Origin of the sequence: Alteraurantiacibacter buctensis, from assembly GCF_009827655.1 — a bacterium.
In the GTDB taxonomy this organism is placed as follows: domain Bacteria; phylum Pseudomonadota; class Alphaproteobacteria; order Sphingomonadales; family Sphingomonadaceae; genus Alteraurantiacibacter; species Alteraurantiacibacter buctensis.
On the sequence record NZ_WTYV01000004.1, the window covers coordinates 207202 to 231023 of the forward strand.

Sequence of the window (23822 nt, forward strand, 5' to 3'; positions counted from 1 at the left end):
GGGGGGGAAGGCCATCGCCGCTAATCTGCGCGGGGCCGCTTGTCAAAGGGCCAGTTGGAGAGAGGCGGACAATGCGGCTTCGGCTGTTGCGGGCACGCCGCAGGGGCGATAAAGCGCCTGCCCAAGCGCCTGCCCGAAAGCCTCTCCGGGGCCACCGGCGGCGCAATTATCGAAAAGAGTCACACCAAATGCTGCAAATGTTCCGCAACTTCTTCAAGTCCAAGTTGGGCGTCGGCGTAACGCTGGCCTTTCTGGTGCTGATGGCGGTGGCATTTGTCAGCGCGGATTCGCTCGGCACGCTGACCGGATCGGTCTCTGCCACCGACAAGGTGGCCGTGGTGGGCGATGACCGGATCGACGTGACCGATCTGGACCGCGCGGCCCGTGAATCGCTGCAGCGCGAGCGGCAGGAGAACCCGGGCATCACCATGGAGGCCTTCGTCGCCGCCGATGGCCTGCAGCAGGTGATGGATGGCCTGGTTACCCGCAGCGTGCTGCAGCAGTTCGCCGCCATGGCAGGCTTCCGCACCGGCCAGCGCCTGGTCGACAGCGAGCTGGTGAAGGACCCCAACATGCGCGGACCGGATGGCAATTTCAGCCAGGACACCTTCCGCCAGGTGCTGACCCAGATCGGCGTGACCGAGCAGGCTTATCGCGAGGATATCAGCGTGCGGCTGCTGGCCCAGCTGGTGGTCTCCCCTGCCCAGGCGGTGCCACAGCTTCCCGCCAGCATTGCCCGGCGTTATTCGGAACTGGGGTTGGAAACGCGCACCGGATCGTTCATCCAGTTGCCCGCCTCGGCCTTCGCCCCAACCGCCGCGCCCACGGACGCGCAGTTGCAGGCTTTCTATGCCGCCAACCGCAACCGCTACCTGCGGCCGGAACGGCGCGTGATCCGTTATGCCGTGTTCGGCGAGGACGCCTTCGGCAACATCCCCGCCCCCACCGCTGCGCAGGTGGCGGCGCGCTATAACCGTGACCGGGCCCAGTATGCTGCCAGCGAGACGCGCCGCTTCACCCAGTTGGTGGTGACCACCCGCGCCGCTGCCCAGGCGATCATCGCCGAAGTCAATGGCGGCACCAGCCTGGAAGCGTCGGCGCGGGCCAAGGGCCTGTCCACCACCTCGATCGCCTCCACCACCAAGGCCGGTTTGACCACGGCCACGTCTGCCGCCGTCGCCAATGCCGGTTTCAGTGCGCAGCAGGGCAGCCTGTCTGCTCCGGCGCAGGGCAGCCTGGGCTGGTACATCCTGCGGGTGGACGAGGTGGTGCAGCAGCCCGCGCGTACCCTTGACCAGGCCCGCGCCGAGATCACCGCCGCGCTGACCGCCGAGCAGCGCCGCGAGGCCCTGAACGAAGCGACCGCGCGGATCGACGAGGAGTTTTCGCAAGGCAAGTCGCTGGCCGAGGTCGCCCGCGAACTGGGCCTGACGCTGACCACCACCCGCCCGCTCACCGCCGGCGGGCAGGTCTATGGCACCACCGAGGCCGCGCCTGCCGCGTTGGGCCCCGTGCTGCCCACCGCCTTCGAAATGGAAGAGAGCGAGCCGCAACTGGTGGAATCCGTGCCGGGCCAGCAGTTCCTGATCTTCGATGTCAGCCGCGTGACCCCGTCTGCCGCCGCGCCCCTGGCCCAGATTCGCAACGACGTCGCCACCGCCTGGCGGGTTGACGAAGGAATGAAGCGCGCCGCCGCTGCCGCCACCCGCATCCAGCGCCGCGTGGAAGGTGGCACTACGCTTGCAGCAGCGGTGGCCGTCGAGCAGGTCAGCCTGCCCGGCGTGACCCCGCTCAATCTCTCGCGCCAGGAGATCGAGCGCCAGCCCCAGGTGACGCGCCCCACCATCCTGTTCTTCTCGATGGCCAAGGGCACCACCAAGGCACTGGAAGTGGCCGAAGCCGAAGCCTGGTACGTGATCCAGCTGAGCGATGTGGAGACCGAAAGCGTGCCCGCCAACAATCCTCGGGTACAGGCGCAGCGCGCCCAGTTGGCGCAGTTGCTGCCTGACGAGTACACCCAGCAGTTCATCGCCGCGATGCGCCAGGAAGTCGACGTCGAGATCGATGACGAGGCCGTGACCGCGCTGGGTCAGCTCCTGGCCGGAAACGGCAATTGACGCTGATGTCCGCAAGTGAACCACAGCCGCTGGCGGGCCTTCCCAGCAACGCCGAATCTGCGCGCACGGCGCTGGGCGCAGGGCGGCACGCGCTCGTCTGGCGCAAGCTGGTGGCAGACACCGAAACGCCGGTGGGCGCGGCGCTGAAGCTGATCGTGCCCGGTCGGGGCGATTTCCTGCTCGAATCGGTTGAAGGCGGCGAGGTGCGCGGGCGCTATTCGCTGCTGGGCATCGATCCCGACCTGATGTTTCGCGCTACCGGCGCCGCGGCCGAGGTCAACCGCCAGTGGCAGCATGATCGCGAGGCCTTCGCGCCGCTTCCCGGCAACAGCCTCGATGAACTGCGCGCCCTTGCCCAGTCATGCCAGATCGACGTGCCGAAGGAACTGCCCAGTGCCCTGGCCTGCCTGGTCGGCTATTTCGGCTATGAGACCATCGGCCTGGTCGAGAAGCTGCCGCGCGCACCGCAGAGCGACCTGGCCCTGCCGGACATGCTGTTCGCCCGCCCCACGCTGGTGCTGGTGTTCGACCGCCTGACCGACGCGCTGTTCTGCATCGCCCCGCTGTGGGCCGACGGCACTGACCCGGACCACGCGATCGAGCGCGCCGGCGAGCGGATCGACGAAACCCTGCGCCAGCTCGGCAAGGCCGCCCCCGCCCCGGTGCGCGCGCTGGACCTGCCGGAGATGGACCTGGAAGCAGTGATGGATCCGGCCGATTACGAGCGCATCGTGCTCAAGGCCAAGGACTACATCACCGCCGGTGACATCTTCCAGGTGGTGCTGGCGCAGCGCTTCACCTGTCCGTTCCCGCTGCCGCCGTTCACACTCTATCGCGCGCTCAGGCGGGTGAACCCGTCGCCCTTCCTCTATTTCCTCGACCTGCCGGGGTTTGCCGTTGTCGGCTCCAGCCCGGAGATTCTCGTCCGGGTGCGCCCCGATGCGCAAGGCCATGCGGAGGTGACCATCCGCCCCATCGCCGGCACCCGCCCGCGCGGCAAGACCGACGACGAGGACCGTGCCAACGAGGCCAGCCTGCTCGCTGATCCCAAGGAATGCGCCGAGCACCTGATGCTGCTCGACCTGGGCCGCAACGACGTGGGCCGGGTGGCCAGCGAAGGCAGTGTGAAGGTGACCGCCAGCTTCACCATCGAGCGCTACAGCCACGTTATGCACATCGTCAGCAACGTTGTGGGCCGCCTGGCGGCTGACAAGGACGCGATCGACGCGCTGTTTGCCGGGTTCCCGGCGGGCACGGTCAGCGGCGCGCCCAAGGTGCGCGCCTGCCAGATCATTGCCGAGCTTGAACCGGAAACGCGCGGGCCATACGCCGGCGGCGTCGGCTATTTCGCGCCCGATGGTTCGGTGGATAGCTGCATCGTGCTGCGCACCGCCGTGGTGAAGGACGGAGTGATGCATGTGCAGGCCGGGGCCGGCATCGTGGCCGACAGCGAACCCGCCTACGAAGCCGCCGAGTGCCGCCACAAGGCCAGCGCCCTGGTCGCCGCCGCGCGCGAAGCCGCCAGGGTTGCGGGCGAAGCGGCCTTCGGGCAGTGAGCGCGCCATGATACTCGTCATCGACAACTACGACAGCTTCACTTTCAACCTGGTCCACTATGTGATGGAGCTGGGTGCCGAGGTGAAGGTGGTGCGCAACGATGCCATCACCGTGGCCGAGGCGCTGGCGCTGAAGCCGGCCGGCGTGCTGCTCAGCCCCGGCCCCTGCACGCCAAGCGATGCCGGCATCTGCCTGGACATGGTGGCAGCCTGTGCGGAGCAGAAAGTGCCGCTGCTGGGCGTGTGCCTGGGCCACCAGTCGATCGGCCAGCACTTCGGCGGCAAGGTGGTGCGCGGGGGGCTGATGCACGGCAAGACCTCGCTGGTCGATCATGACGGCACAGGCGTGTTTGCAGGGCTGCCCAGCCCCTACACCGCCACGCGCTATCATTCGCTGATCGTGGAAGACATTCCCGACTGCCTGGTGGTCAACGCAACCAGCGAGACACCGGGCCTTGATGGCACCGCCGTGATGGGCTTCCGCCACCGTGACCTGCCGATCCATGGTGTGCAGTTCCACCCCGAAAGCATTGCCACCGAACACGGCCATGCACTGCTGGCCAATTTCCTCAACATCTGCGGTATCAAGACGCGGGAAGTGGCGTGAGCCTGACCTTCTCCGAAGCCGAGGCGCTGTTTGCGCGCATGCTCGATGGCGGCATGACGGATGAGGAGATCCGCGATACGCTGCTGACCCTGACCGAGCGCGGAGAAACCGCGCAGGAAATTGCCGGCGCAGCCAAGGCGATGCGCGACCGGATGACACGGATCAGCGCGCCCGCCAATGCCATTGACGTGTGCGGCACCGGGGGTGACGGGCAGCACAGCCTGAACATCTCCACCGCCACCGCGCTGGTGGTGGCCGCCTGCGGGGTGCCCGTGGCCAAGCACGGCAACCGTGCCGCCAGCAGCAAGGCGGGAACGGCCGATACGCTGGAGGCGCTGGGCCTCAACCTCGACAATGCGGGCCAGCGCGCCGAGCAGACCTTGGCCGACATCGGCATCGCCTTCCTGTTCGCGCAGACGCACCACCCGGCGATGCGTTACGTCATGCCGATCCGCAAGGCGCTGGGCCGGCGGACCATCTTCAACCTGATCGGCCCCATCGCCAATCCGGCCGGGGTAAGCCGCCAGCTTATCGGCATTGCCAGCCCGGCCTATGTCGACATCTATCGCGATGCGATGAAGCTGCTGGGCATGGACAAGGTGATGATCGTCGCGGGGCTGGAAGGGCTGGACGAGTTGTCGATTGCCGGTCCCAGCAAGGTGGCAACCATCGGCATTCCGGGCATCGCGCCGGAAGTGTCGCCGGAGGACGCGGGCCTCACCCGCCACCCGCTCAGCGCCATTCGCGGCGGAGAGGCGGATTTCAACGCCGCTGCCCTTGCCCGCCTGCTCGATGGGGAACGCGGTGCCTATCGCGATGCCGTGTTGCTCAACAGCGCCGCCGCGCTGCTGGTGGCAGGTGAAGTGCGCGACTGGCGCGAAGGGGCGGAAGAAGCCGCCGAGGCGATCGACAAGGGGCTTGCGAAAGCGCTGCTCGCCTGCTGGGTGGATGCCTGCAAATGACCAACAAGCTGATCGAAATCTGCGCCACCAAGGCCCAGGAAGTGGTCGCCCGCAAGGGCCTGGCAACCGTGGCCGACCTTGACCGGCAGGCCACCGAACAGACCGCCCCGCGCGGGTTCGAGGCGGCTCTGCGTGCCCGCGCCGCCACCGGCTTCGCCCTGATTGCCGAGATCAAGAAGGCCAGCCCCAGCAAGGGCCTGATCCGCCCCGACTTCCGCCCGGCGGAGCACGCGCTGGCCTATCAGCAGGGGGGTGCCGCGTGCCTCTCGGTCCTCACCGATGCGCCCTATTTCCAGGGGCATGAGGACTACCTGATGGATGCCCGCGCTGCCTGCACCCTGCCGGTGCTGCGCAAGGACTTCATGATCGATCCCTGGCAGGTGGCCGAGGCCCGCGCCATCGGCGCCGACGCCATCCTGATCATCGTCGCTGCACTGGACGATGGCCAGATGGCCGAAATCGAATCTGCCGCGCGCGAACGCGGGATGGACGTGCTGGTGGAAGTGCACGACAAGGCGGAAATGGAGCGTGCTGCGCGCCTCCATTCGCGCCTGATCGGGGTCAACAACCGCGACCTGCGCCGCTTCGTCACCGATCTGTCGACCACCGAACGGCTTGCACCGCTGGCCCCCGAAGGCACCCTGCTGGTCAGCGAAAGCGGCATCAACAGCCATGCCGACTGCCAACGCCTGGCGGCATCGTGCGGCGCGCGCAGCTTCCTGGTGGGGGAAAGCCTGATGCGGCAGGACGATGTGGCTGCGGCCACCCGCGCCCTGCTGGAAGGCTGAAACTTGCCCGCCGGTGCGCGCCGCCCTACCGCACCGGGATGCATATCAATCACGATCCTGACGCGCCCGCCGCCCCGCAAATTGCCTTCGACGACTTCCTGAAGGTCGACATTCGGATTGGCACTATTGTCGATGCGCAGGAGTTTCCCGAAGCGCGCAACCCGGCCTTTCGCCTGCTGATCGACTTCGGCCCGGCGATCGGCCTCAGGAAAAGCTCCGCCCGCATCACCGAGAACTACCGGCTGGAGGACCTCCTCGGTATGCAGGTGGCAGCGGTGGTCAACTTCCCGCCGCGCCAGATCGGCCCGATGGTCAGCGAGGTGCTGACGCTGGGTTTCCCGGCCGAGGATGGCAGCGTGGTCCTGTTCACCCCCACAAAAACCGTGCCAAACGGCGGCCGGCTGTTCTAGGACCGGTGGCATGGACAAGCTGACCCATCTGGACGAAACCGGAGCCGCCCGCATGGTGGACGTTGGCAGCAAAGCGGAAACGCGCCGCAGCGCCACGGCGCGCGGCCGCATCGCGATGCAGCCCGCCACCCTTGCCGCAGTGCGCGAAGGCTCTGGCCCCAAGGGCGATGTGCTCGCCACCGCGCGTATTGCCGGTATCATGGCGGCCAAGAAGACTGGTGAGCTGATTCCCATGTGCCACCCCTTGGCGCTGGACAGCGTGACGGTAGCCTTCACTTTCGACGATGGCGGCGTGGTGGTGGAAGCCACCGCAAGCCTGACCGCAAAGACCGGCGTCGAAATGGAAGCCCTCACCGCCGCCTCGATCGCCCTGCTGACGATCTATGACATGGCCAAGGCGCTGGAAAAGGGCATGGTGATCGAGCAGGTGCGCCTGGTGGCCAAGACCGGCGGCAAGAGCGGCGACTGGCACACGGAATGAGCGCTTCTGCGCCGTCTCCTCTGCTGGCGCTGGACGAGGCCCAGGCGCGCCTCATTGCTGGCGTTGCCCCCCTGCCCGCCGAGCCGCTGGCGCTGGTCGATGCCTGTGACCGGTGGCTGGCGCAGGATGTGATCGCCGGACGCACCCAACCCGCGGCGGACCTTTCCGCGATGGATGGCTATGCCACCCGGGCAGACGATCAGGCAGGACCGTGGCGGGTGGTGGGCGAGAGCGCTGCCGGACATCCGTGGCCCGACGCGCTGGCTCCGGGAACGGCTGTGCGGCTATCCACCGGGGCGCTGATGCCGCCGGGTGACGGGGCGGTACTGCTGCAGGAAAACGCCCTGCGTGATGGCGACCTGCTGGCTCTCGCCGGTGCCGATGGACCCACCCCGCGCCATATCCGCCGCAAGGGGTTCGATTTCGCCGCCGGCGACACCGTGCTGGCGGCAGGCACCCGCCTGTCACCTGCCCGCATTGCCCTTGGCCTGATGAGCGGGACCAGCGGCGTGCTGGTGCATCGCCATCCCCGCCTCGCGATCATTGACAGCGGGGACGAACTGGCCGCCGATCCCGCGGCAGCGCTGCCTCACCAGATCCCGGCCAGCAACGGCGCCATGCTCGCCGCCATGACCGCGCCACTCGCCGAAGCGGTGCGGTTGGGCCCGGTGCCTGACCGGCTTGATGCGCTGATCAACGCCTTCGAGGCGGCCGCGGGGTGCGACGTGATCGTCACCAGCGGCGGCGCTTCGGTGGGAGATCATGACCTGGTGCGCCCGGCGCTGGAAGCGTGGAGCGCGCAGATTGACTTCTGGCGCATCGCCCTGCGGCCCGGCAAGCCGCTGCTGGTGGCGAGCAAGGGCGATCGCCACATCCTGGGCCTGCCGGGCAACCCCGTTTCCAGCCACGTTACCGCCACCCTGTTCCTGCTGCCGCTGCTGCGAGCGCTTGCGGGATCGAGGCAGCCGTTCCCGCTGCCCGTCATGCTGCCGCTGGCCGACCCCTTGCCCGCAGTCGGCAACCGGACCGAATTCTTCCGCGCCCGCCGCCATGGCTCGGGAATTGCCCCCATTTCCGAGCGGGATTCGAGCGCCCTGCGAGCGCTTTCCCAAGCCGACGCCCTGATCCGGCGCGAAGCCGGCTCGCCACCGGCAGAGAAGGGAACGCCCGTTCCGGTCTACTGGCTCGAAAATGGCGGTAATGCTTGACTTGGTAAATGATGTTTCATAATTGTTCCTTGTTCGTTCACTTAATGGAGCGAACTCACTGGTTCTCACGGGGCCGCTTGCCGGTTCCGCTGCAGAGAGGGGAACAGACAGATGTTGACTGCCAAGCAGCGCGAATTGCTCGTGTTTATCCAGCGCAAGCTGGAAGACAGCGGGATTTCACCTTCATTCGAGGAGATGAAGGACGCGCTTGACCTGAAGAGCAAGTCGGGCGTCCACCGGCTGATCTCCGCGCTGGAGGAACGGGGCTTCATCCGCCGCCTGCCCAACCGCGCCCGCGCGCTCGAAGTGCTCAAGCAGCCGGATGACGTGGCCGCCACCCGCCCGGCGCGCGCCGCCAACGATGCCGTGGGCAATGTCGTTACCCCGCCGCGCGCCGCGCCGCAGCCGGCCAATGACGTGATCGAGGTGCCGCTGCATGGCCGCATCGCGGCCGGCGCCCCGATCGAGGCGCTGGAGGGTTACAGCTCGCTGCCTGTTCCCGCCGCCCTGCTGGGCGCGGGCGAGCACTATGCGCTGGAAGTCTCGGGCGATTCGATGATCGAGGCCGGCATTTTCGATGGCGATTATGCCCTTGTCCGCAAGACCAGCACGGCGCGCGATGGCGAGATCGTGGTCGCCCTGGTGCGCAATGAGGAGGCGACGCTCAAGTTCCTCCGGCGCGAGAACGGGAAGATCGTCCTCGATCCGGCCAACGGCGCCTATGCCCCGCAGATCTATGACGATCACGAAGTGCAGGTACAGGGCAAGCTGGCGGGGCTGCTGCGCCGCTACCACTGATCGTGTGAACGGCCGGGCCGCCTTTGCAGGTGGGGCCGGCCGCCGCACCGGGCCGACTGGCTTAGTCTAACTCCGGTCGGTGACTTGCCACCATGGGTGCTGGCGCTCGGTCTGGGCCACACTGCGCAGCTCGGCGCCGTCCAGGATAATTGCCAGGCCGCCGTTCTCCTCCAGATAGCGGCCATCCGCCTTCAGCCAGCGCGGCCGGCATGATCGCGGCAGCCAGCGCTCCGACACGACGATATCGGCCCGCTCGCAGGCGGCGGCCAGCGCGCGCTCCTCGATGCGCGAGCGGCTGCGGCTCATCAGCAGGTGCCAGTCTCGTCCTCCGCGCCGCAGGGTGATGACGCAGAAGTCGGTCGAACACTCCGCGCCAGGCCAGTCGGCCAGGGGCACCGGCTCACCCGCAACACCGGCCAGTTCAAGCATGTTCTCGCGGGTGTAGTCGCTGCGGCTTTCACGCAGGACCAGCAATTCCGCGCCCTCGCCGGTGATCCCCACGTGCCGCCCGTCTCCGGAGACCAGCACGTCCGGCACGGGGGTCGCCAGTAGCAGGCCGGTCGCCACGCCCACCGGCAGGAGGCCCAATAACCGGCGCCGGCCGTGCCACAGGCCCAGCCACAGCCCGCCCGCCAAGAACAGGGCAAAGGCCGTATGGGTCATCTGCGGCATCAGCTTTACAGCACCGGGCTGTCCGGCGGTGAAGTGCGCAATCCACAGCAGCAGGTCCAGCGCCTTGCCGGTCAGCCACCAGAACGGCGCGCCGGCCCCGACCAGGTCCGCCAGTAGAGCTAGGGCAATCATCGGCATGGCGATGAAGGTGACCAGCGGAATTGCCACCACGTTGGCCAGCGCGCCATAGACGCCCGCCCGGTGAAAGTGGAACAGCACGATCGGCATCAGCGCCACCTCGATCACCAGGCCCGTCACCAGCAGCATCACGCCCCGCCGCCCGCCGCGGGCGAGCCAGCTTTCCTCACGCGGGGCCAGGAAATCGCGCACCGGCTGCGCTTCGTGCAGGGCCACGATGGCGATCACAGCAGCAAAGCTCATCTGGAAACTCGGCCCAGCAAGGGCTTCGGGCCACAGGACAAGGACAACGCAGGCCGCCACGGCCACCATCCGCATCGACAGCGCCTCGCGCCCCATCGCCAGCGCGCCCAACACCAGCAGGGCTGCAAGGCACGAGCGCAGCGTCGGCACCTCGCCGCCCGTCAGCAAGGTATAGCCTATCCCCGCAAGCGCCCCCATGCCCGCCGCCACAACCGGCAGCCGCACCCGCAACGCCAGCCAGGGCCACAGCGCCAGCACTTTCAGCGCCACGAAGAAGGCGGCGGCAATCACCGCACTCACATGCAGCCCGCTGATCGAGAGCAGGTGGGTGAGGCCGGAATCGCGCATCGCCTCCTCGTCGGCCGGGCTGATCGAACCGCGATCGCCACTGGCAAAGGCTGCGGCAATGGCGCCGGCGGAACCCGGCACCTGGCTGCGCACATGATCGGCCAGACTGCGCTGGGTGCTGGCCAGCAGGGGCGGCCGCCCCGCGGGCTCCATGACCTGCGGCGGGCGCTGGAGGCTGCCGGTGGCCGCCAGCCCCTCGAACCACGCCGCCCGGGCAAAGTTGTAGGACCCCGGCAGCATGGGTGGAGCAGGTGGCATGAGCCGTGCCTGGAAGCGGATCAGCGCCCCCTCGCCCAGCCCCCGAATGACGTGTTCCAGCGGCACATTGACCCGCACCTTGATCGCACGCCCCGTTTCCGGCTCACGCATCGCCAGGACCAGGCGGACACGGTCTTCCGCCGGCTGCTCGATCCGCTCAAGGATGCGGCCCTGGAAGGTGCCGGACAGCGGCCGCTCGATCGCCGCAGTGCCGATCAGCCCTGATCGCAGCCAGACCAGCGCCAGCCCGGCGGCAAATACCAGCGCCAGCACCACGGCCGCCTGTTGCAACCGCGCGCGTGAATCATTCCCGCGCCACGCCGCCAGCGCGCCCAGCGCCACCGCCAATGCGCCGGAAAGCGCGATAACCCAGGCCAGCGGCCCCGGCAGGGCAAACCACGCGGCGATGCCCCCCACCAGCGCCACCGCCAGCCACGGCCCGCGATCAAACCCGGCCGCTTCGAGAAAATGCTCCGCGCCATCAAGCGCGCTGGACAAAGACCATCGCTTTCGCCAAGGCGAATGCCGCAACGCAGCATAGTCGGGCTCTTCCCCGCCCATGGGGATCAAGGGGGCCTGGCCGGTCGCCATTGATTGATAACACAGGAACCCGGGCCTTATGGCAAGCACCAGCGCAACACCCGCCGGCAAGAACCGCCCGGTCGTCACGCGCTTTGCTCCCTCGCCCACCGGCTACCTGCACATCGGCGGCGCGCGCACGGCGCTGTTCAACTGGCTCTACGCCCGCCACCATGGCGGCAAGTACCTGGTGCGGATCGAGGATACCGATCGCGCCCGCTCTACCGAACCGGCGATTGCCGCGATCTTCGACGGGCTGGACTGGCTGGGCCTTGGCGGGGACGAGGAGCCGGTGTTCCAGTTCGCCCGCTCGGCCCGCCATGCCGAGGTGGCGCACCAGTTGCTGGAAGCCGGCCACGCCTATCGCTGCTACCTGACGCCCGAGGAACTCGCCGCCCGCCGCGAGAAGGCGCAGGCAGAGCGCAAGCCTTTCCGGATCGACAGCGAATGGCGCGATACCTCGCCCGACCAGTGGCCGGCGGAGCAACCCTATGTGGTCCGCATCAAGGCCCCCAAGACCGGCGAGGTGACCATTGCCGATGCCGTGCAGGGCAATGTCACGGTGGCCAATGCCGAGCTCGATGATTTCATCCTGCTGCGCAGCGATGGCACCCCTACCTACATGCTCGCCGTGGTGGTGGACGATCACGACATGGGCGTGACCCACGTGATCCGGGGTGACGACCACCTCAACAACGCGTTCCGCCAGCTCGTGATCATTCGCGGGATGGGCTGGCCCGAGCCGACCTATGGCCACGTGCCGCTGATCCATGGCAACGACGGTGCCAAGCTGTCCAAGCGCCACGGGGCGCTGGGCGTGGACGCCTATCGCGACGAGCTGGGCGTGCTGCCCGAAGCGCTGTTCAACTACCTGCTGCGCCTGGGCTGGGGCCACGGCGACAAGGAGGAGTTCACGCGCGAGGAGGCCGTGGCGCTGTTCGACATCGCTGACGTCAACAAGGGCGCAAGCCGCTTCGACATGAAGAAGCTGCTCAACATGAATGGGCACTATATCCGCGCGGCGGACGATGCCCGCCTGGCCACGCTAGCGGCAGCGCGGATCGGCCCGGAGGCGGACGAGGCACTGCTTACCCAGGCCATGCCGGTATTGAAAACCCGCGCCCGCGACATGATCGAGCTGGCCGATGGCGCCATGTTCCTGTTCCGCCAGCGCCCGCTGCCGCTGGACGAGAAGGCCGCCGCGCTGCTGGACGCCGAAGCCCGCACCCGTCTGGGCGCGATTCACGAACGCTTTGCGGCTGAAACGGACTGGACAACCGAAGCGCTGGAGGCCAATCTCAAGGCTTACGCGGAAGAGCTTGGGGCCGGTTTGGGGAAGCTGGCGCAGCCACTGAGGGCAGCCTTGACCGGCCAGGCCACATCGCCCGGTATTTTTGACGTTCTGGTCCTGCTGGGCCGCGAGGAAAGCTTGGCGCGCATCGCCGACCAGGCTGGCGGCTGAACAGGACCCAGAGGAATTTCAGGAGAGCACCATTGACCGATACCAGCGCCAAGCTCACCGTGGGTGACAAGACGATCGATCTGCCCGTCATGGCCGGCACCACCGGCCCGGACGTGGTCGATATCCGCAAGCTCTATGGCCAGACGGGCATGTTCACCTATGACCCGGGCTTCACCAGCACGGCGAGCTGCGAAAGCGCGCTGACCTTCATCGATGGCGAGGAAGGGGTGCTGCTGCACCGCGGCTATCCCATCGGCCAGTTGGCCGAGCACTCCAGCTTCATGGAAGTCAGCTATCTGCTTCTCAACGGCGAGCTGCCCGACGCCGAAACGCTGGCGAACTTCGAGACCACGATCACCCGCCATACCATGCTGCACGAGCAGCTGATGACCTTCTATCGCGGCTTCCGGCGTGATGCGCACCCGATGGCGATCATGTGCGGCGTGGTGGGCGCGCTATCTGCCTTTTATCACGACAGCACCGACATCGCCGACCCCGTGCAGCGCAAGATTGCCAGCCACCGCCTGATCGCCAAGATGCCAACGATTGCGGCCATGGCCTACAAGTATTCGGTGGGTCAGCCCTTCATGTATCCGGACAACAAGTTGTCCTATACCGGCAACTTCCTGAAGATGACCTTTGGCGTTCCGGCCGAGGAATACGAGGTGATCCCGGCGGTCGAGAAGGCCATGGACCGGATCTTCATCCTCCACGCCGATCACGAACAGAACGCGTCGACCAGCACCGTGCGCCTGGCAGGTTCCTCGGGCGCCAATCCGTTTGCCTGCATCGCCGCCGGCATCGCCTGCCTGTGGGGCCCGGCGCATGGCGGCGCCAACGAGGCAGCGCTCAACATGCTGCGCGAGATCGGCACGCCCGACCGCATCCAGCATTACATCGACCGCGCCAAGGACAAAAACGATCCGTTCCGCCTGATGGGCTTCGGCCACCGCGTGTACAAGAACTATGATCCGCGCGCGACGGTGATGCAGAAGACCGTGCGCGAGGTGTTCGACGCGCTGAAGGTGACCGATCCGGTGTTCGAAACCGCCCTGCGGCTGGAGGAAATCGCGCTGTCCGATCCGTATTTCGCGGAAAAGAAGCTGTTCCCCAACGTGGACTTCTATTCGGGCATCATCCTCTCGGCCATCGGCTTCCCGACCACGATGTTCACCGCGCTGTTCGCCCTTGCCCGCACCGTGGGCTGGGTGGCGCAGTGGAACGAGATGATCAGCGATCCCGGCCAGAAGATCGGTCGCCCGCGCCAGCGCTACACCGGCCCGACCGAGCGGGATTACGTGCCGGTCGAGAAGCGCTGAACGTAGCCGAAGCGAGGTTGAAACGGGGCGGCCACGGTCGCCCCGTTTTCCTTAGGGGTCAGGCGCGCGGCTCGGCCCGCCGGTCGGCAAAGCCGGGCAGTTCCAGGATGAACCGGGCGCCCTGCCCGCGCGCGCTTTCCACGCCCAGCGATCCGCCCATCGCCTCGGCCAGGCGGCGCGAGATATAGAGGCCCAGACCCGATCCGCCATCGCCGCTGCGGCCGAGGCGCTCGAACTTGCCGAACACGCGGGCCTGCTGCTCCTCGTCCAGCCCCTCGCCCTGGTCGGCCACGATGATGCGGGCCCGATCGCCTTCCTGCTCCACCCGCAGCCACACGCCCGCGCCTTCGGGTGAATAGTTGATCGCATTGCCCAGCAGGTTGAGCAGGATCTGCAGCACGCGGCGGAACTCGCCCACGGCAGGCGCGGCCTCGTCGGGCTTGGGCGCATCGATGGTGATCCCGCGATCGCGCGCGCGAACGCCCAGGATGCCCGCGGCCCGGCGCGCGACGTCGGCCAGGTCGATCCTGTCGGGAGCGGTGGTGAACTGTTCGTCCTCCACCAGTTCCAGCGTGGTCAGGTCATCGATCAGGGCCAGCAGGTGCTCGCCGGCAGCGGCGATGTCCGCTGCATAGGCGCTGTACTCGTCGGCCAGGGGGCCAGCCATCTGGGTTCGGATGGTCTCGGCATTCGCGATGATACGCGCGACCGGCTGGCGCAGCACCGGCGCGATATCACGGCCCAGACCCGGCTGGCGGCTGCGCGCGTCGGTCACCGGTTCGGGCTGCGGCGGAGCAGGCGGCGCTTCGGGCGGCGGCAGGTCCGGGCTCAGCAGCAGTTCGAATCCCCCGCTGCCGGCGATCGGCTTGCCCAGCGGCACCAGCGTGGCGCGCCAGTCGCGGTCCGATCCGGCCAGCTTCAGCCGTGCCCCGTCAAGCAGCCGCCAGTGGACCGGCTGCTGGTGGCTGTCGCCTTCCAGCTCCACGAAATCGGTCCACGGCCGCCAGCGCCCTTCCACCATCCGCGCCAGCAGCGGCTGGAGCTCGGGCGAGGCGCTCTCGGCCACCAGCACTTCCTGCTTCGGGCCAAGACGGGCGGTCAGTTCTGCGGTCATCCGTGCCAGGGCAACCTGCCGTTCGCGCTCCAGCGAAGGGGCAGGGTCGGACACAGGCATGCTGCGCCAGTTGGAAATCGTGATCCGGCAACCCCCGCCCTCGGCGTCGGGCTCCACCTCCACCCAGGCGCTGACCTGCTCGGAAACGTCGCGCGCCTGCACGGCACGGGCCAGGCGCAGGCCATAGGTGCGCGCCTTGCGGACCAGTTCCAGCAGGGCCGGAGCGATGATGATGCCCGGCAGGTCACCGCCGGTGCGCCGTTGCAGGCCGGCCAGCGGCTCGTCCGCCTCGACCAGCCAATCGCGTCCATCGGTGCGGGCCCGGGTCAGCAAGGGGACAGTGCTGGCCATCGTTTCAGATCGCCTGCTCCACCGGAGCCTCTGCAAGGAGGGCGGCAGCCCGTGCGGGAGTGAGCATATCGAACCCGGCCGGCAGGACTGCATCGGGATGCAGGTAAAGGAACTGCTCTTCCACCGCCGACTGCCCCAGGCCCGCCGCACGCAGCGACAGGGCCAGGCGACCAAGCTGGTTTTCGCTGAACGACAGCAACACCAGGTTGCGCTCCTGGTTGCTGGCCATGCCCAGCGCCGTGGCGAACAGCGCGGGGCCGGCATGGTCGATCGCCAGCGCGCGGGTGGCACGCGGGCCAAGCGCGCTGACCAGGCGGCTCAACTGGCCGATGCGACCTTCGCCCTCGTCAAACCCGGCGCGCAGGGCAGCGCCGGCGGCAATGGCCACATCATCATCCGCGAAGTGGTTCTGCAGCAGCAGCAAGGCCTTGTGGAACAGGTCACCCGGCAGCTCGCCCAGCGGCAGTTCCATGCGGCGCATTTGCTGCAGGAAACGGGCCTGCGCGGCAATTGCCCGCATCGCCCCGCCTGCCAGATCGGCATCGCTGCTGGCAGCCAGTTCCTGCAACAGCGGCGAGAGCACGCCATCGATCCCGCTGCGACGCTGGAGCTGTTCGGCCAAGGCGAATTCCTGGGTCAGCGCGTGCGAGTGGGCCAGTATGGCCGCATCGCCCAGCAACATCTGGGTGAGGCCCTCGTTCGCCTGCTCCACCATGTTCGAGGGATCGGCATCCCCCGCGGCCTCGCCGCAGGCGACCAGCAATTGCCTGGCAACGTGCGCGATCATGCCGCGCACCCGGGCGATCACCTCGTCGCTGAAAAGCGCTTGGTCGCGATTGTTCAGCAGCATGGCCAGAATCGGGCGCGCGGCGGCGAGCACGCCGTCCCCTTCGGCCAGCTCGTCGCGCATCACTTGCTCGACTGCGTCGGCACCGGTCGGAATTTGCCCTTGCTGGATCATCCTGCCCACCTACGCCAGCAGGGTTAAATCCGCGTTAGCCGCGATGGGGCCAAATTCTGGCCACCAGCAACAGCGTAGAAACCAGCATCATGGCCACTTCGGGCGATGTGACCAGCGCCAGCCCGGCAAGCACGGCCGCAACCGGCGCCCGGTCACCCAGCGCGGCCTGCCAGCCCTTCGCGTCTTTCGCAGCGGGCAGGTTCAGGCCCAGCACCAGCACCAATGCCGGGAAAGCCTGGCGAAACCAGCGGCCCTCCACCCCCAGGTAGCCACAGGCGAGCAGGCCAGCATCGATTACACGGCGCAGCAGGGGCAGCCGCCGCCGGAACCGCTCCCGACCGCGCTGGAGGCTGGCCACGGCTCCGGCCGCTTCCAGCGCCAGCGCGGCCAGGGCCAGCAGGGCAAACCCCGCCGCCCCAAGGCCATACCACGCCGCCGCCACGGCGCCCGCTGTCAAAACCACGCCCGCGCCCAGCGCTGCCGGGATCGCCGCCGGCTGCCCCGGCAGGCTGGCTCCCCAGCGGCGCAAGGCCCAATGGCACAGCCGCGTGGTCAAGCCACCGCCCTCCCCCACCTCGGCAGCGAAACGGCGCAACAGCCACTTCTCCTCATGCAGGTGCACCGGCACGCCGCGGCCCAGCAGCGGCCAGTCACCGCTGGCGATCATCGCTTCGGGCAGGCGTCTGTCGGGCACACCCGCCTGCAGGGCAATCCGCAGCAGTGCCGGGGCGGCTTCCACGTCCTCGGGCAGTTCCAGCAGGCGGTTCACCGCGTGCCCCGGCACCAGCATCACGCCCGCCCACGCACGGCCAAGATCGATCCGCTCGAATCCGGCCTCGACCCCGGGAGCCGAAGGGAAGACCGACACGAGGCCCCGGTGGTCAGTCCCTTCCGCCCAGGCGAGGCTGGATGGCAGCACCTGTGGCTGGATGACCAGCAGCAATTCGCCCGGAGCGACAGCGCCGGCAAGGGCATGGGGCGTGGCGATTTCACGCACCTTCAGACCCTGCTGTTCAGCCGCCTGGCGCACGGCAATGGCTTCCGCCCCGCCCCCGCCGCCTAGGATGAACAGCGCGCTGCACCCACAATCGACCGCGTGATCGGCTTGCCACTCGCCCAGCCAGCGGCCCAGCACCTGGCGTGCTGGCGCGCCTTCGCCGCCAAAGGCTGGCAGGCAGATCAGGGCCAGACGATTGAAGGGCAGGAGGTCACTCACGCCAGCCTAGCTAGGGCCGTGGCAGGCGGCTGCCAAGCGGCGATCAGGCCAGCGCGGCAAATCCCAGATTGAGCCGGTCCAGCTTGCGCAGCACCACCGGATCGCCGGGGGCCGCTTCCAGCGCCTCATCGGCCAGCAGGGCCAGGTCGGACGCGTGGAAGGAGACGCCCAGGCTCTTCAGGCGGCGGGCAGCCACCTCCCAGTTCCCGTCGCAGCGCGAGCGGCGCAGCAGGTCGATCTGGTGGTCGAGGCTGCTGGCAAACGATGCCAGCAGTTCGGCGCGCAGAGCCTGATCGTCGCCGGCGGCGGCGGCAATATTGGCCTCGAAATCAGCGCGATCCATGGTCATGCCGCTATCTTCCGCCATCGGGGTTAAGGCGGGTTTAATGCCTGGGGCAGGCCTGCTATCCTGCGCGGCCATGAACAGAAGCAAGACCCTGACGGCCCTTGGCGGCACGGATCCCGGCACCAGTGCGCCGGACAATGCCGACCTCGGTCTGGACACGCCCGCCACCGGCACCGACCACTCGCCCGTGTTCGAGGAGGAGTGGGAGGAGCCCGCTCCCCCGCCCTCGCGCCTGTGGCCCTCCCTGGCAGTGCTGGCAGTGCTTGGGTGGACGGGGTTCTTCGCGTGGAGCCACCTGGCGGATTTCTCTGTCGGCGTGACACCTGCGGAAGGCTCCGCCCTGGTCTCGGCCTGGGCCGTGCCGGTGGTGCTGGTGGTAGGCCTGTGGCTGCTGGCCATGCGCCACTCCACCCGCGAGGCTGCGCGATTTGGCGCCATGGCGCAGATGCTGGCCGGCGAATCGCAGGTACTTGAGCGGCGTCTGGCATCGGTGAATGCGGAATTGAGCCTGGCGCGCGATTTCATCGCTGCCCAGTCCCGCGATCTCGAATCGCTGGGGCGGCTGGCGGCAGAGCGGATTTCCGCGAACGCCGCCCAGTTGCAGGACCTGATCCGCGACAACGGCGCGCAGGTGAACGCCATTGGCGAAGTCAGCGATACGGCCCTCGCCAACATGGACAAGCTGCGCGACCGGCTGCCCGTGGTGGCCAATTCCGCCCGCGACCTGACGAGCCAGATCGGCCACGCCGGCAACGTGGCGCAGGACCGACTGGAGGAGATGATCGCCGCCTTCGAACGCCTCAATGCCTTTGGTGAGGCCAGCGGGCGGCAGGTTGATACGCTGCGGGAAAACACCACGGCAACGCTCGCCGCCTTCGAGGAACGCCTCGGCGCGTTGCAAGCAGCCCAGTCGGCCGCGCACCAGCGCTTTGCCACCGCCACGCAGGAGATGAAGGACCGGGTGGCCCAGGCCATTGCCGACATCCAGCAGATTGACGAAAGCGCCATCACCAACTCGCGCCTGCGGGTGGAAGCCCTGGGTGAGGCAGAGCGCAAGGTGCGCGAAGCCGTGGCCGAAAGCGATGCCCTGTTCGCCGAGGCCCAGGCCGAGCGGGCTGCCGCCATGGAGGCCGCCCAGCGCGAAGCCCTGTCTGCGCTGGAGCAGCGCTTGGCCGAGTTCGACCAGGCGGCCATCCTCCGTCAGCAGGAACACGCAACCCACGTGGCTGCGATGGCCGAGAAGGGCGAGGAGCTTGCCGCACGCCTGGCCGAGATCGATGCCGAACTGGCCCGCCTGGCCCAGGCCGGAAGCGCCGAAAGCGCGCAGTTGGCGGAGGCCTGCGCAGCCTTTACCCGCAACCTTGAAGAGGGGCGCAGCACGCTTGAACGGACGACCGCCCAAGTCACCGGGCTCACCGACAGCAGCGTGCGCCTGCTGGAACTGATCCGCGCCGCCGGCGAGCATTCGGAAGGCACCCTGGCGCGCGGCATCGGCCAAGCCGATGCGCGCCTGTCCTCGTTCGGAGAGCGGCTCACCCAGTTGAGCGCCACGCTTGGCCAGGTGGAGAGCCGGGGCAGCTCTCTGCTGGTCGAGATCACCGCCAGCAAGTCGGAATCGGTGGAACTGCTCGCCACCCTGGCCACGCTGGAAGACCGGTTGGGCGGGCTGAAGGCCCGCGCCGAGGTCGTGGCCAGCACTTCCGCCGCAGACCTGCAGGCGGCCATCGCCGCCCTGGACGAAGCGGCCACTACCACCCTTGCGCGCTTGCAGGGTGGCCAGGCCGACGCCGTCCGCGCCATCGCGGAGGAACTGGGCGAGACCGCCAGCACCATCCTGTCGGAAACGCTGGCCGCCAGCGGATCGTCCGCGATAGCCGACCTGCGCCGCGCGACCGAGGAGGCAACCGAACAGGGCCGATCCACGGCGGTGGCCCTGCGTGACCAGCTTGCCAAGGTGAACCAGCTGGCCGGCAACCTGGAACAGCGCGTGGCCCAGGCCCGCGCCCAGGCCGAGGAGCAGGTGAACAACGACTTCACCCGCCGCATGGCGCTGATTACCGAAAGCCTGAATTCGTGTTCAATCGATATTGCCCGCGCGCTGGATGCCGAAGTGGCCGATACGGCCTGGGCCAGCTACCTGAAGGGTGATCGCGGCATCTTCACCCGCCGCGCGGTGCGCCTGCTCGACAACCAGGAGGTGCGCGCCATTGCCGAAGCCTATGATGCGGACGAGGAACTGCGGCTGGCGGTGAACCGCTACATCCACGACTTCGAGGCGCTGCTGCGGCCGATCCTGTCCACCCGCGATGGCAATGCCATGGGGGTCACGCTGATCTCGTCCGATATCGGCAAGCTCTATGTGGTGCTGGCCCAGGCGATCGAGCGGCTGCGCGATTAAGGCTGGCGACCTATTGGCCGGGGCCGCGACCCGCGGTGAAATCCAGGTCCGAAACGGTCAGCCAGCCCTGGGTGTAATTCACGATGTAGAGCGCGGTCAAAGCCAGCGCGATCACGCTGGCCCGCAGCGCCAGCCTGCCGGGGCGGAAGTGGGCCGGCGCGCTGTCCGCTTGGCCCGGTACCTTTGGGATGCCCGCCTCGTCATGCGTCTTCACCCCGAAGGGCAGCATCACGAAAGCCGTCATCACCCAGAACAGGGCATAGATGGCGATCATGCTGGTCAGCTTCACTTGCGCCTCCCTTCAGCGCCTTGCGCCGGTTCCAGCGGCAGGATCACGCGGGTCTGCGGCTTCTTGCCGCTCCAGCGCTGGGCCGCGCGACGGGCTGCCAGGCGGGCCGCCTCCATGATCGTTTCGCGATCACGCGCCGCTGCGCCGCGCAGGGCAGACAGGGTCTTCTTCACGTCCTCCACCGCTTCTGCCACGAAAGCGGGATAGTCTTCATCCAGCGGCAGGCCGATGCCCTCGATCTGCACACCGCCGCCGCGCTCCAGCACCACGATCAGCAGCCCGTCGCGTGCCATGCGGCGGCGCATGGTGATCGCCTCGCCGTCGGCGGGGACGATGATCTCGCCATCCAGCACCAGGCGGCCCGCGCCCACTTCGGCCAGCTTGCCGGGCTTGCCGGGAGCCAGGCGCACGATGTCGCCGTTCTTCTGGAACACGGCCTGCGGGATGCCGCGCGATTTGCCCAGACGGCACTGCTCCTTCATGTGGCGGATCTCGCCGTGGACCGGAACCAGGATTTCCGGCCGGATCCAGCTGTAAAGCGCTTCCAGTTCGGGCCGGCCAGGGTGGCCGGAAACATGGATGTGGCTCTGCCGGTCGGTCACCATCACGATGCCGCGTTCGGCCAGGCGGTTCTGGATTGCCCCGATGGCGAGGTCATTGCCGGGGATCACGCGGCTGGAGAACAGGATCACATCCCCCTCCACCAGTTCCAGCGGATGGTTGCCCTCGGCAATACGGGCCAGGGCCGCGCGCGGCTCGCCCTGCCCGCCGGTGGCTACGATCAGCACCTCCCCACGGTCAAGCCGCATGGCCGTGTCGAAATCGACCGGCGGAGCGATGTGGGTGAGGTAGCCGTTGGCCTGTGCCACTTCGATAATCCGGTCGAGCGAGCGGCCCGCCACGCACAGCTTGCGCCCGGTTTCCTCGGCCACTTCGGCCAGGGTCTGCAGGCGAGCGACATTGCTGGCGAATGTGGTGACCACCACCCGCTTGCCCTTGTGCTTGCGGATCTCCTCCAGCAGCCCCTGGTAAACGGCCCCTTCGGAACCGGAGGCGGAGGGGTTGAACACGTTGGTGGAATCGCACACCAGCGCCAGCACGCCCTCGTCACCGATGGCGCACAGCTCCTCTTCGGTGGCGGGCTCACCGATGATCGGCTCCTCGTCCAGCTTCCAGTCGCCGGTGTGGAATATCCGACCGTGCGGGGTTTCGATCAGCAGCGCGTTGCCCTCGGCGATCGAGTGGGCCAGCGGCACGTAGCGAATGGAGAAAGGTCCCAGGTCGAACGGCTCTGTATCGTCGATGATCGTCATCTCGATCTGGTCGGCGTTGCCTGCTTCCTCCAGCTTGCGCAGGATCAGTTCGGCAGTGAACGGCGTGGCATAGAGCGGCACGCCCAGGTCGGCGGCGAAATAGGGGATCGCGCCGATGTGGTCCTCGTGCGCGTGGGTCAGGACAATGCCCAGCAAGTCATCCGCCCGGTCCTCGATAAAGGCGGGATCGGCAAACATCAGCTCGGTGCCGGGGTATTCCTGGGCGCCGAAGCTCATGCCCAGGTCCACCATCAGCCACTTGCCCTGGCAGCCGTAGAGGTTGACGTTCATGCCGATCTCGCCCGAGCCGCCGAGGGCCAGGAACAGCAGTTCGTCTTCAGGAGTGTAGTCGGGTTTCATGCGGTCCTTGCGCGGTCTGCGATCATCGCCAGGCCCTGCAGGGTCAGGTCCCCGTCAACCGCGTCGAAAATCTTGGTGTGGTTGTCGAATAGCACGGCCAGGCCCCCGGTGGCGACCACCGTTACCACCCCGCCGATCTCGGCCTTCATGCGTGCAACCAGCCCCTCCATCATGGCCACATAACCCCAGAACACGCCGATCAGCATCTGGTCTTCGGTATTGCGCCCGATAACCGAGGTGCCGCGCGGGCTTTCGATGGCGATGCGCGGCAGCTTGGCAGTGTTGCTGACCAGGGCGTCGAGCGACAAGTTGATGCCGGGGGCGATGATGCCGCCCTTGTAGGCCCCTTCCGCCGAGACGACATCGAAGGTGGTGGCGGTGCCGAAATCGATCACCACCAGGTTGCCGGGATACTTGGCGTGGGCGGCCTCGGCATTCACGGCCCGGTCGGCGCCCAGGCTCTTGGGCTGGTCGACATCGATGGTGATGGACCAGGCGGCGGCCCCCTCGCCCGCGAACAGCGGCTCCACGCCGAAATACTTGCGGGCCAGCACTTCCAGGTTGTGCCGTGCGCGCGGCACCACGCTGGAGACGATCATGGCGGTCACATCGCTGCGGGCAAAGCCTTCAAGCTGCATCAGTTGCACCAGCCACACGGCATATTCATCACCCGTGCGGCGCGGATCGGTGGCGATGCGCCAGCGGGTGCGCATCTCGCCCGTTTGCCCCGGACCTGATCCGGGGTCGAACAGGGCGAAGACCACGTTGGTGTTGCCGACATCGACCGCGAGCAGCATTTCAATCCGATCCTTCGTGCGACACGTCACCCGCGTGGATGCGCGCCAGCGTGCCATCATCGCGCACCAAGCGCAAAGCGCCGTCGGGTTCAAGCCCGTCGTAAGTCCCGGCTACCCGCGTCCCGGCGCCGTCGTGAACGCTCAGACGAGTGCCGGGAGGGTGCGCGGCAGCCTGCCAGCGGCTGAACATCGGGCCGGTTCCTTGCTTGCGCCAGCGGGCAAGCTCGATGGCAAAGCGGGCGGCCAGGTCTGCCGCGAACAGGTCACGGTCGGGCCGCGCACCGCGCTCAGCCAGGGCCAGCGTGCTGCGGTCGGCCAATGGCGGGGCAGCGGCCAGGTTCACGCCCACGCCAATCACCGCGAACGGCCCCTCGCGTTCCAGCAGGATGCCGCAAAACTTTCTGCCGGCCAGCAGCACATCGTTGGGCCACTTCAGTTGCAGGCTGGCCGGCGCGGCAATCTGCCCGGACACGCAGGCATATACTGCCAGCGCGGTGACGAACGACAGGCTGGCGGCAGGCGGATCATCGGGCGAAAGGCGCACCAGGGTGGAGCCCATGAAGTTTCCCGGCGCGTCCAGCCACGGCCTGCCCTGCCGCCCCCGCCCGGCGGTCTGCCGGTCGGCGATCAGCCAGAAGCCTTCCGGCAGCGCTTCGCCCGAAGCAAGCCGCGTCAGCAGGTCCGCGTTGGTGGAACCGGTCTCGGCTACGATGTCGCGCCGGAAGACCAAT

General features: G+C 67.9%; 21 protein-coding genes. 12 read left to right on the plus strand and 9 right to left on the minus strand.

Annotated elements, in window-relative coordinates:
• The first annotated feature begins 188 nt into the window (after nt 1-188).
• From GRI99_RS11505 to lexA, 9 genes are all read left to right on the plus strand, one after another.
• Entirely contained in the window at nt 189-2117 is a 1929-nt protein-coding gene (locus tag GRI99_RS11505; RefSeq protein WP_160772179.1) for a peptidylprolyl isomerase, read from the plus strand.
• Between the two features lie 5 nt (nt 2118-2122).
• On the plus strand, nt 2123-3673 hold the full coding sequence (gene trpE / locus GRI99_RS11510; RefSeq protein WP_160772180.1) for an anthranilate synthase component I: 1551 nt from the start codon (nt 2123-2125) through the stop codon (nt 3671-3673).
• A gap of 7 nt (nt 3674-3680) precedes the next feature.
• Nucleotides 3681-4280, plus strand: a complete 600-nt coding sequence (locus GRI99_RS11515) for an anthranilate synthase component II (RefSeq protein WP_160772181.1) — start codon at nt 3681-3683, stop codon at nt 4278-4280.
• A gap of 38 nt (nt 4281-4318) precedes the next feature.
• The gene (trpD, locus tag GRI99_RS11520; protein WP_160772308.1) at nt 4319-5242 is read left to right on the plus strand and encodes an anthranilate phosphoribosyltransferase; all 924 of its coding nucleotides are present in this window, start codon (nt 4319-4321) and stop codon (nt 5240-5242) included.
• Nucleotides 5239-6030, plus strand: coding sequence for an indole-3-glycerol phosphate synthase TrpC (trpC, locus tag GRI99_RS11525; protein ID WP_160772182.1), 792 nt, complete (start codon nt 5239-5241; stop codon nt 6028-6030). The genes trpD and trpC overlap by 4 nt, the downstream gene beginning before the upstream one ends.
• A gap of 38 nt (nt 6031-6068) precedes the next feature.
• The gene (locus GRI99_RS11530) at nt 6069-6440 is read left to right on the plus strand and encodes a tRNA-binding protein (protein ID WP_160772183.1); all 372 of its coding nucleotides are present in this window, start codon (nt 6069-6071) and stop codon (nt 6438-6440) included.
• 10 nt (nt 6441-6450) lie between these two features.
• Nucleotides 6451-6921, plus strand: a complete 471-nt coding sequence (gene moaC, locus GRI99_RS11535) for a cyclic pyranopterin monophosphate synthase MoaC (RefSeq protein WP_160772184.1) — start codon at nt 6451-6453, stop codon at nt 6919-6921.
• Entirely contained in the window at nt 6918-8129 is a 1212-nt protein-coding gene (locus tag GRI99_RS11540; RefSeq protein ID WP_160772185.1) for a molybdopterin molybdotransferase MoeA, read from the plus strand. Before moaC ends, GRI99_RS11540 begins: the two co-directional genes overlap by 4 nt.
• Before the next feature lie 111 nt (nt 8130-8240).
• Complete coding sequence (gene lexA, locus GRI99_RS11545; RefSeq protein ID WP_160772186.1) at nt 8241-8927, plus strand: transcriptional repressor LexA; 687 nt, start codon at nt 8241-8243, stop codon at nt 8925-8927.
• Between the two features lie 66 nt (nt 8928-8993).
• Here the strand turns inward: lexA and GRI99_RS11550 are convergent, their stop codons facing one another.
• Complete coding sequence (locus tag GRI99_RS11550; protein ID WP_337192912.1) at nt 8994-11084, minus strand: ComEC/Rec2 family competence protein; 2091 nt, start codon at nt 11082-11084, stop codon at nt 8994-8996.
• Between the two features lie 121 nt (nt 11085-11205).
• On the opposite strand from GRI99_RS11550, the gene gltX reads away from it, so the two are divergent.
• Nucleotides 11206-12627, plus strand: coding sequence for a glutamate--tRNA ligase (gene gltX, locus GRI99_RS11555; RefSeq protein ID WP_160772188.1), 1422 nt, complete (start codon nt 11206-11208; stop codon nt 12625-12627).
• Between the two features lie 32 nt (nt 12628-12659).
• Nucleotides 12660-13946, plus strand: a complete 1287-nt coding sequence (locus tag GRI99_RS11560; protein WP_160772189.1) for a citrate synthase — start codon at nt 12660-12662, stop codon at nt 13944-13946.
• A gap of 58 nt (nt 13947-14004) precedes the next feature.
• Here the strand turns inward: GRI99_RS11560 and GRI99_RS11565 are convergent, their stop codons facing one another.
• From GRI99_RS11565 to GRI99_RS11580, 4 genes are read right to left on the minus strand one after another with little or no spacing between them, the layout of a single operon-like run.
• On the minus strand, nt 14005-15411 hold the full coding sequence (locus GRI99_RS11565; protein ID WP_160772190.1) for a sensor histidine kinase: 1407 nt from the start codon (nt 15409-15411) through the stop codon (nt 14005-14007).
• A gap of 4 nt (nt 15412-15415) precedes the next feature.
• Nucleotides 15416-16372 (minus strand): hypothetical protein, encoded by a 957-nt coding sequence (locus GRI99_RS11570; RefSeq protein WP_160772191.1) that lies wholly within the window; start codon nt 16370-16372, stop codon nt 15416-15418.
• Between the two features lie 34 nt (nt 16373-16406).
• Nucleotides 16407-17588 (minus strand): hypothetical protein, encoded by a 1182-nt coding sequence (locus GRI99_RS11575; RefSeq protein ID WP_160772192.1) that lies wholly within the window; start codon nt 17586-17588, stop codon nt 16407-16409.
• Nucleotides 17589-17631: 43 nt separating this feature from the next.
• Entirely contained in the window at nt 17632-17937 is a 306-nt protein-coding gene (locus GRI99_RS11580) for an Hpt domain-containing protein (protein ID WP_160772193.1), read from the minus strand.
• A 70-nt stretch (nt 17938-18007) separates the two neighbouring features.
• Between GRI99_RS11580 and GRI99_RS11585 the strand changes: the two genes are divergently transcribed.
• Complete coding sequence (locus tag GRI99_RS11585; protein WP_160772194.1) at nt 18008-20332, plus strand: coiled-coil domain-containing protein; 2325 nt, start codon at nt 18008-18010, stop codon at nt 20330-20332.
• Between the two features lie 10 nt (nt 20333-20342).
• Here GRI99_RS11585 and GRI99_RS11590 read toward each other — a convergent pair whose 3' ends face one another.
• The 4 genes from GRI99_RS11590 to GRI99_RS11605 are packed head-to-tail and all read right to left on the minus strand — an operon-like array spanning nt 20343 to nt 23821.
• Nucleotides 20343-20621 carry a DUF1467 family protein gene (locus GRI99_RS11590; RefSeq protein WP_160772195.1) on the minus strand — a complete coding sequence of 93 codons (279 nt, stop codon included), beginning with the start codon at nt 20619-20621 and terminating at the stop codon, nt 20343-20345.
• Nucleotides 20618-22294 carry a ribonuclease J gene (locus GRI99_RS11595; protein ID WP_160772196.1) on the minus strand — a complete coding sequence of 559 codons (1677 nt, stop codon included), beginning with the start codon at nt 22292-22294 and terminating at the stop codon, nt 20618-20620. The genes GRI99_RS11590 and GRI99_RS11595 overlap by 4 nt, the downstream gene beginning before the upstream one ends.
• Nucleotides 22291-23091: a type III pantothenate kinase gene (locus GRI99_RS11600; RefSeq protein WP_160772197.1), complete on the minus strand. Its 801-nt coding sequence runs from the start codon at nt 23089-23091 to the stop codon at nt 22291-22293. Before GRI99_RS11600 ends, GRI99_RS11595 begins: the two co-directional genes overlap by 4 nt.
• 1 nt (nt 23092) lies before the next feature.
• Nucleotides 23093-23821 carry a biotin--[acetyl-CoA-carboxylase] ligase gene (locus GRI99_RS11605; protein WP_202393060.1) on the minus strand — a complete coding sequence of 243 codons (729 nt, stop codon included), beginning with the start codon at nt 23819-23821 and terminating at the stop codon, nt 23093-23095.
• Nucleotide 23822 lies beyond the last annotated feature (1 nt).

Coding starts and splice junctions, on each gene's coding strand:
- GRI99_RS11505 (WP_160772179.1), top strand. CDS start 189: ATGCTGCAAATGTTCCGCAACTTCTTCAAGTCCAAGTTGGGCGTCGGC.
- trpE (WP_160772180.1), top strand. CDS start 2,123: ATGTCCGCAAGTGAACCACAGCCGCTGGCGGGCCTTCCCAGCAACGCC.
- GRI99_RS11515 (WP_160772181.1), top strand. CDS start 3,681: ATGATACTCGTCATCGACAACTACGACAGCTTCACTTTCAACCTGGTC.
- trpD (WP_160772308.1), top strand. CDS start 4,319: ATGCTCGATGGCGGCATGACGGATGAGGAGATCCGCGATACGCTGCTG.
- trpC (WP_160772182.1), top strand. CDS start 5,239: ATGACCAACAAGCTGATCGAAATCTGCGCCACCAAGGCCCAGGAAGTG.
- GRI99_RS11530 (WP_160772183.1), top strand. CDS start 6,069: ATGCATATCAATCACGATCCTGACGCGCCCGCCGCCCCGCAAATTGCC.
- moaC (WP_160772184.1), top strand. CDS start 6,451: ATGGACAAGCTGACCCATCTGGACGAAACCGGAGCCGCCCGCATGGTG.
- GRI99_RS11540 (WP_160772185.1), top strand. CDS start 6,918: ATGAGCGCTTCTGCGCCGTCTCCTCTGCTGGCGCTGGACGAGGCCCAG.
- lexA (WP_160772186.1), top strand. CDS start 8,241: ATGTTGACTGCCAAGCAGCGCGAATTGCTCGTGTTTATCCAGCGCAAG.
- gltX (WP_160772188.1), top strand. CDS start 11,206: ATGGCAAGCACCAGCGCAACACCCGCCGGCAAGAACCGCCCGGTCGTC.
- GRI99_RS11565 (WP_160772190.1), bottom strand. CDS start 15,411: ATGGCCAGCACTGTCCCCTTGCTGACCCGGGCCCGCACCGATGGACGC.
- GRI99_RS11570 (WP_160772191.1), bottom strand. CDS start 16,372: ATGATCCAGCAAGGGCAAATTCCGACCGGTGCCGACGCAGTCGAGCAA.
- GRI99_RS11580 (WP_160772193.1), bottom strand. CDS start 17,937: ATGACCATGGATCGCGCTGATTTCGAGGCCAATATTGCCGCCGCCGCC.
- GRI99_RS11585 (WP_160772194.1), top strand. CDS start 18,008: ATGAACAGAAGCAAGACCCTGACGGCCCTTGGCGGCACGGATCCCGGC.
- GRI99_RS11595 (WP_160772196.1), bottom strand. CDS start 22,294: ATGAAACCCGACTACACTCCTGAAGACGAACTGCTGTTCCTGGCCCTC.
- GRI99_RS11600 (WP_160772197.1), bottom strand. CDS start 23,091: ATGCTGCTCGCGGTCGATGTCGGCAACACCAACGTGGTCTTCGCCCTG.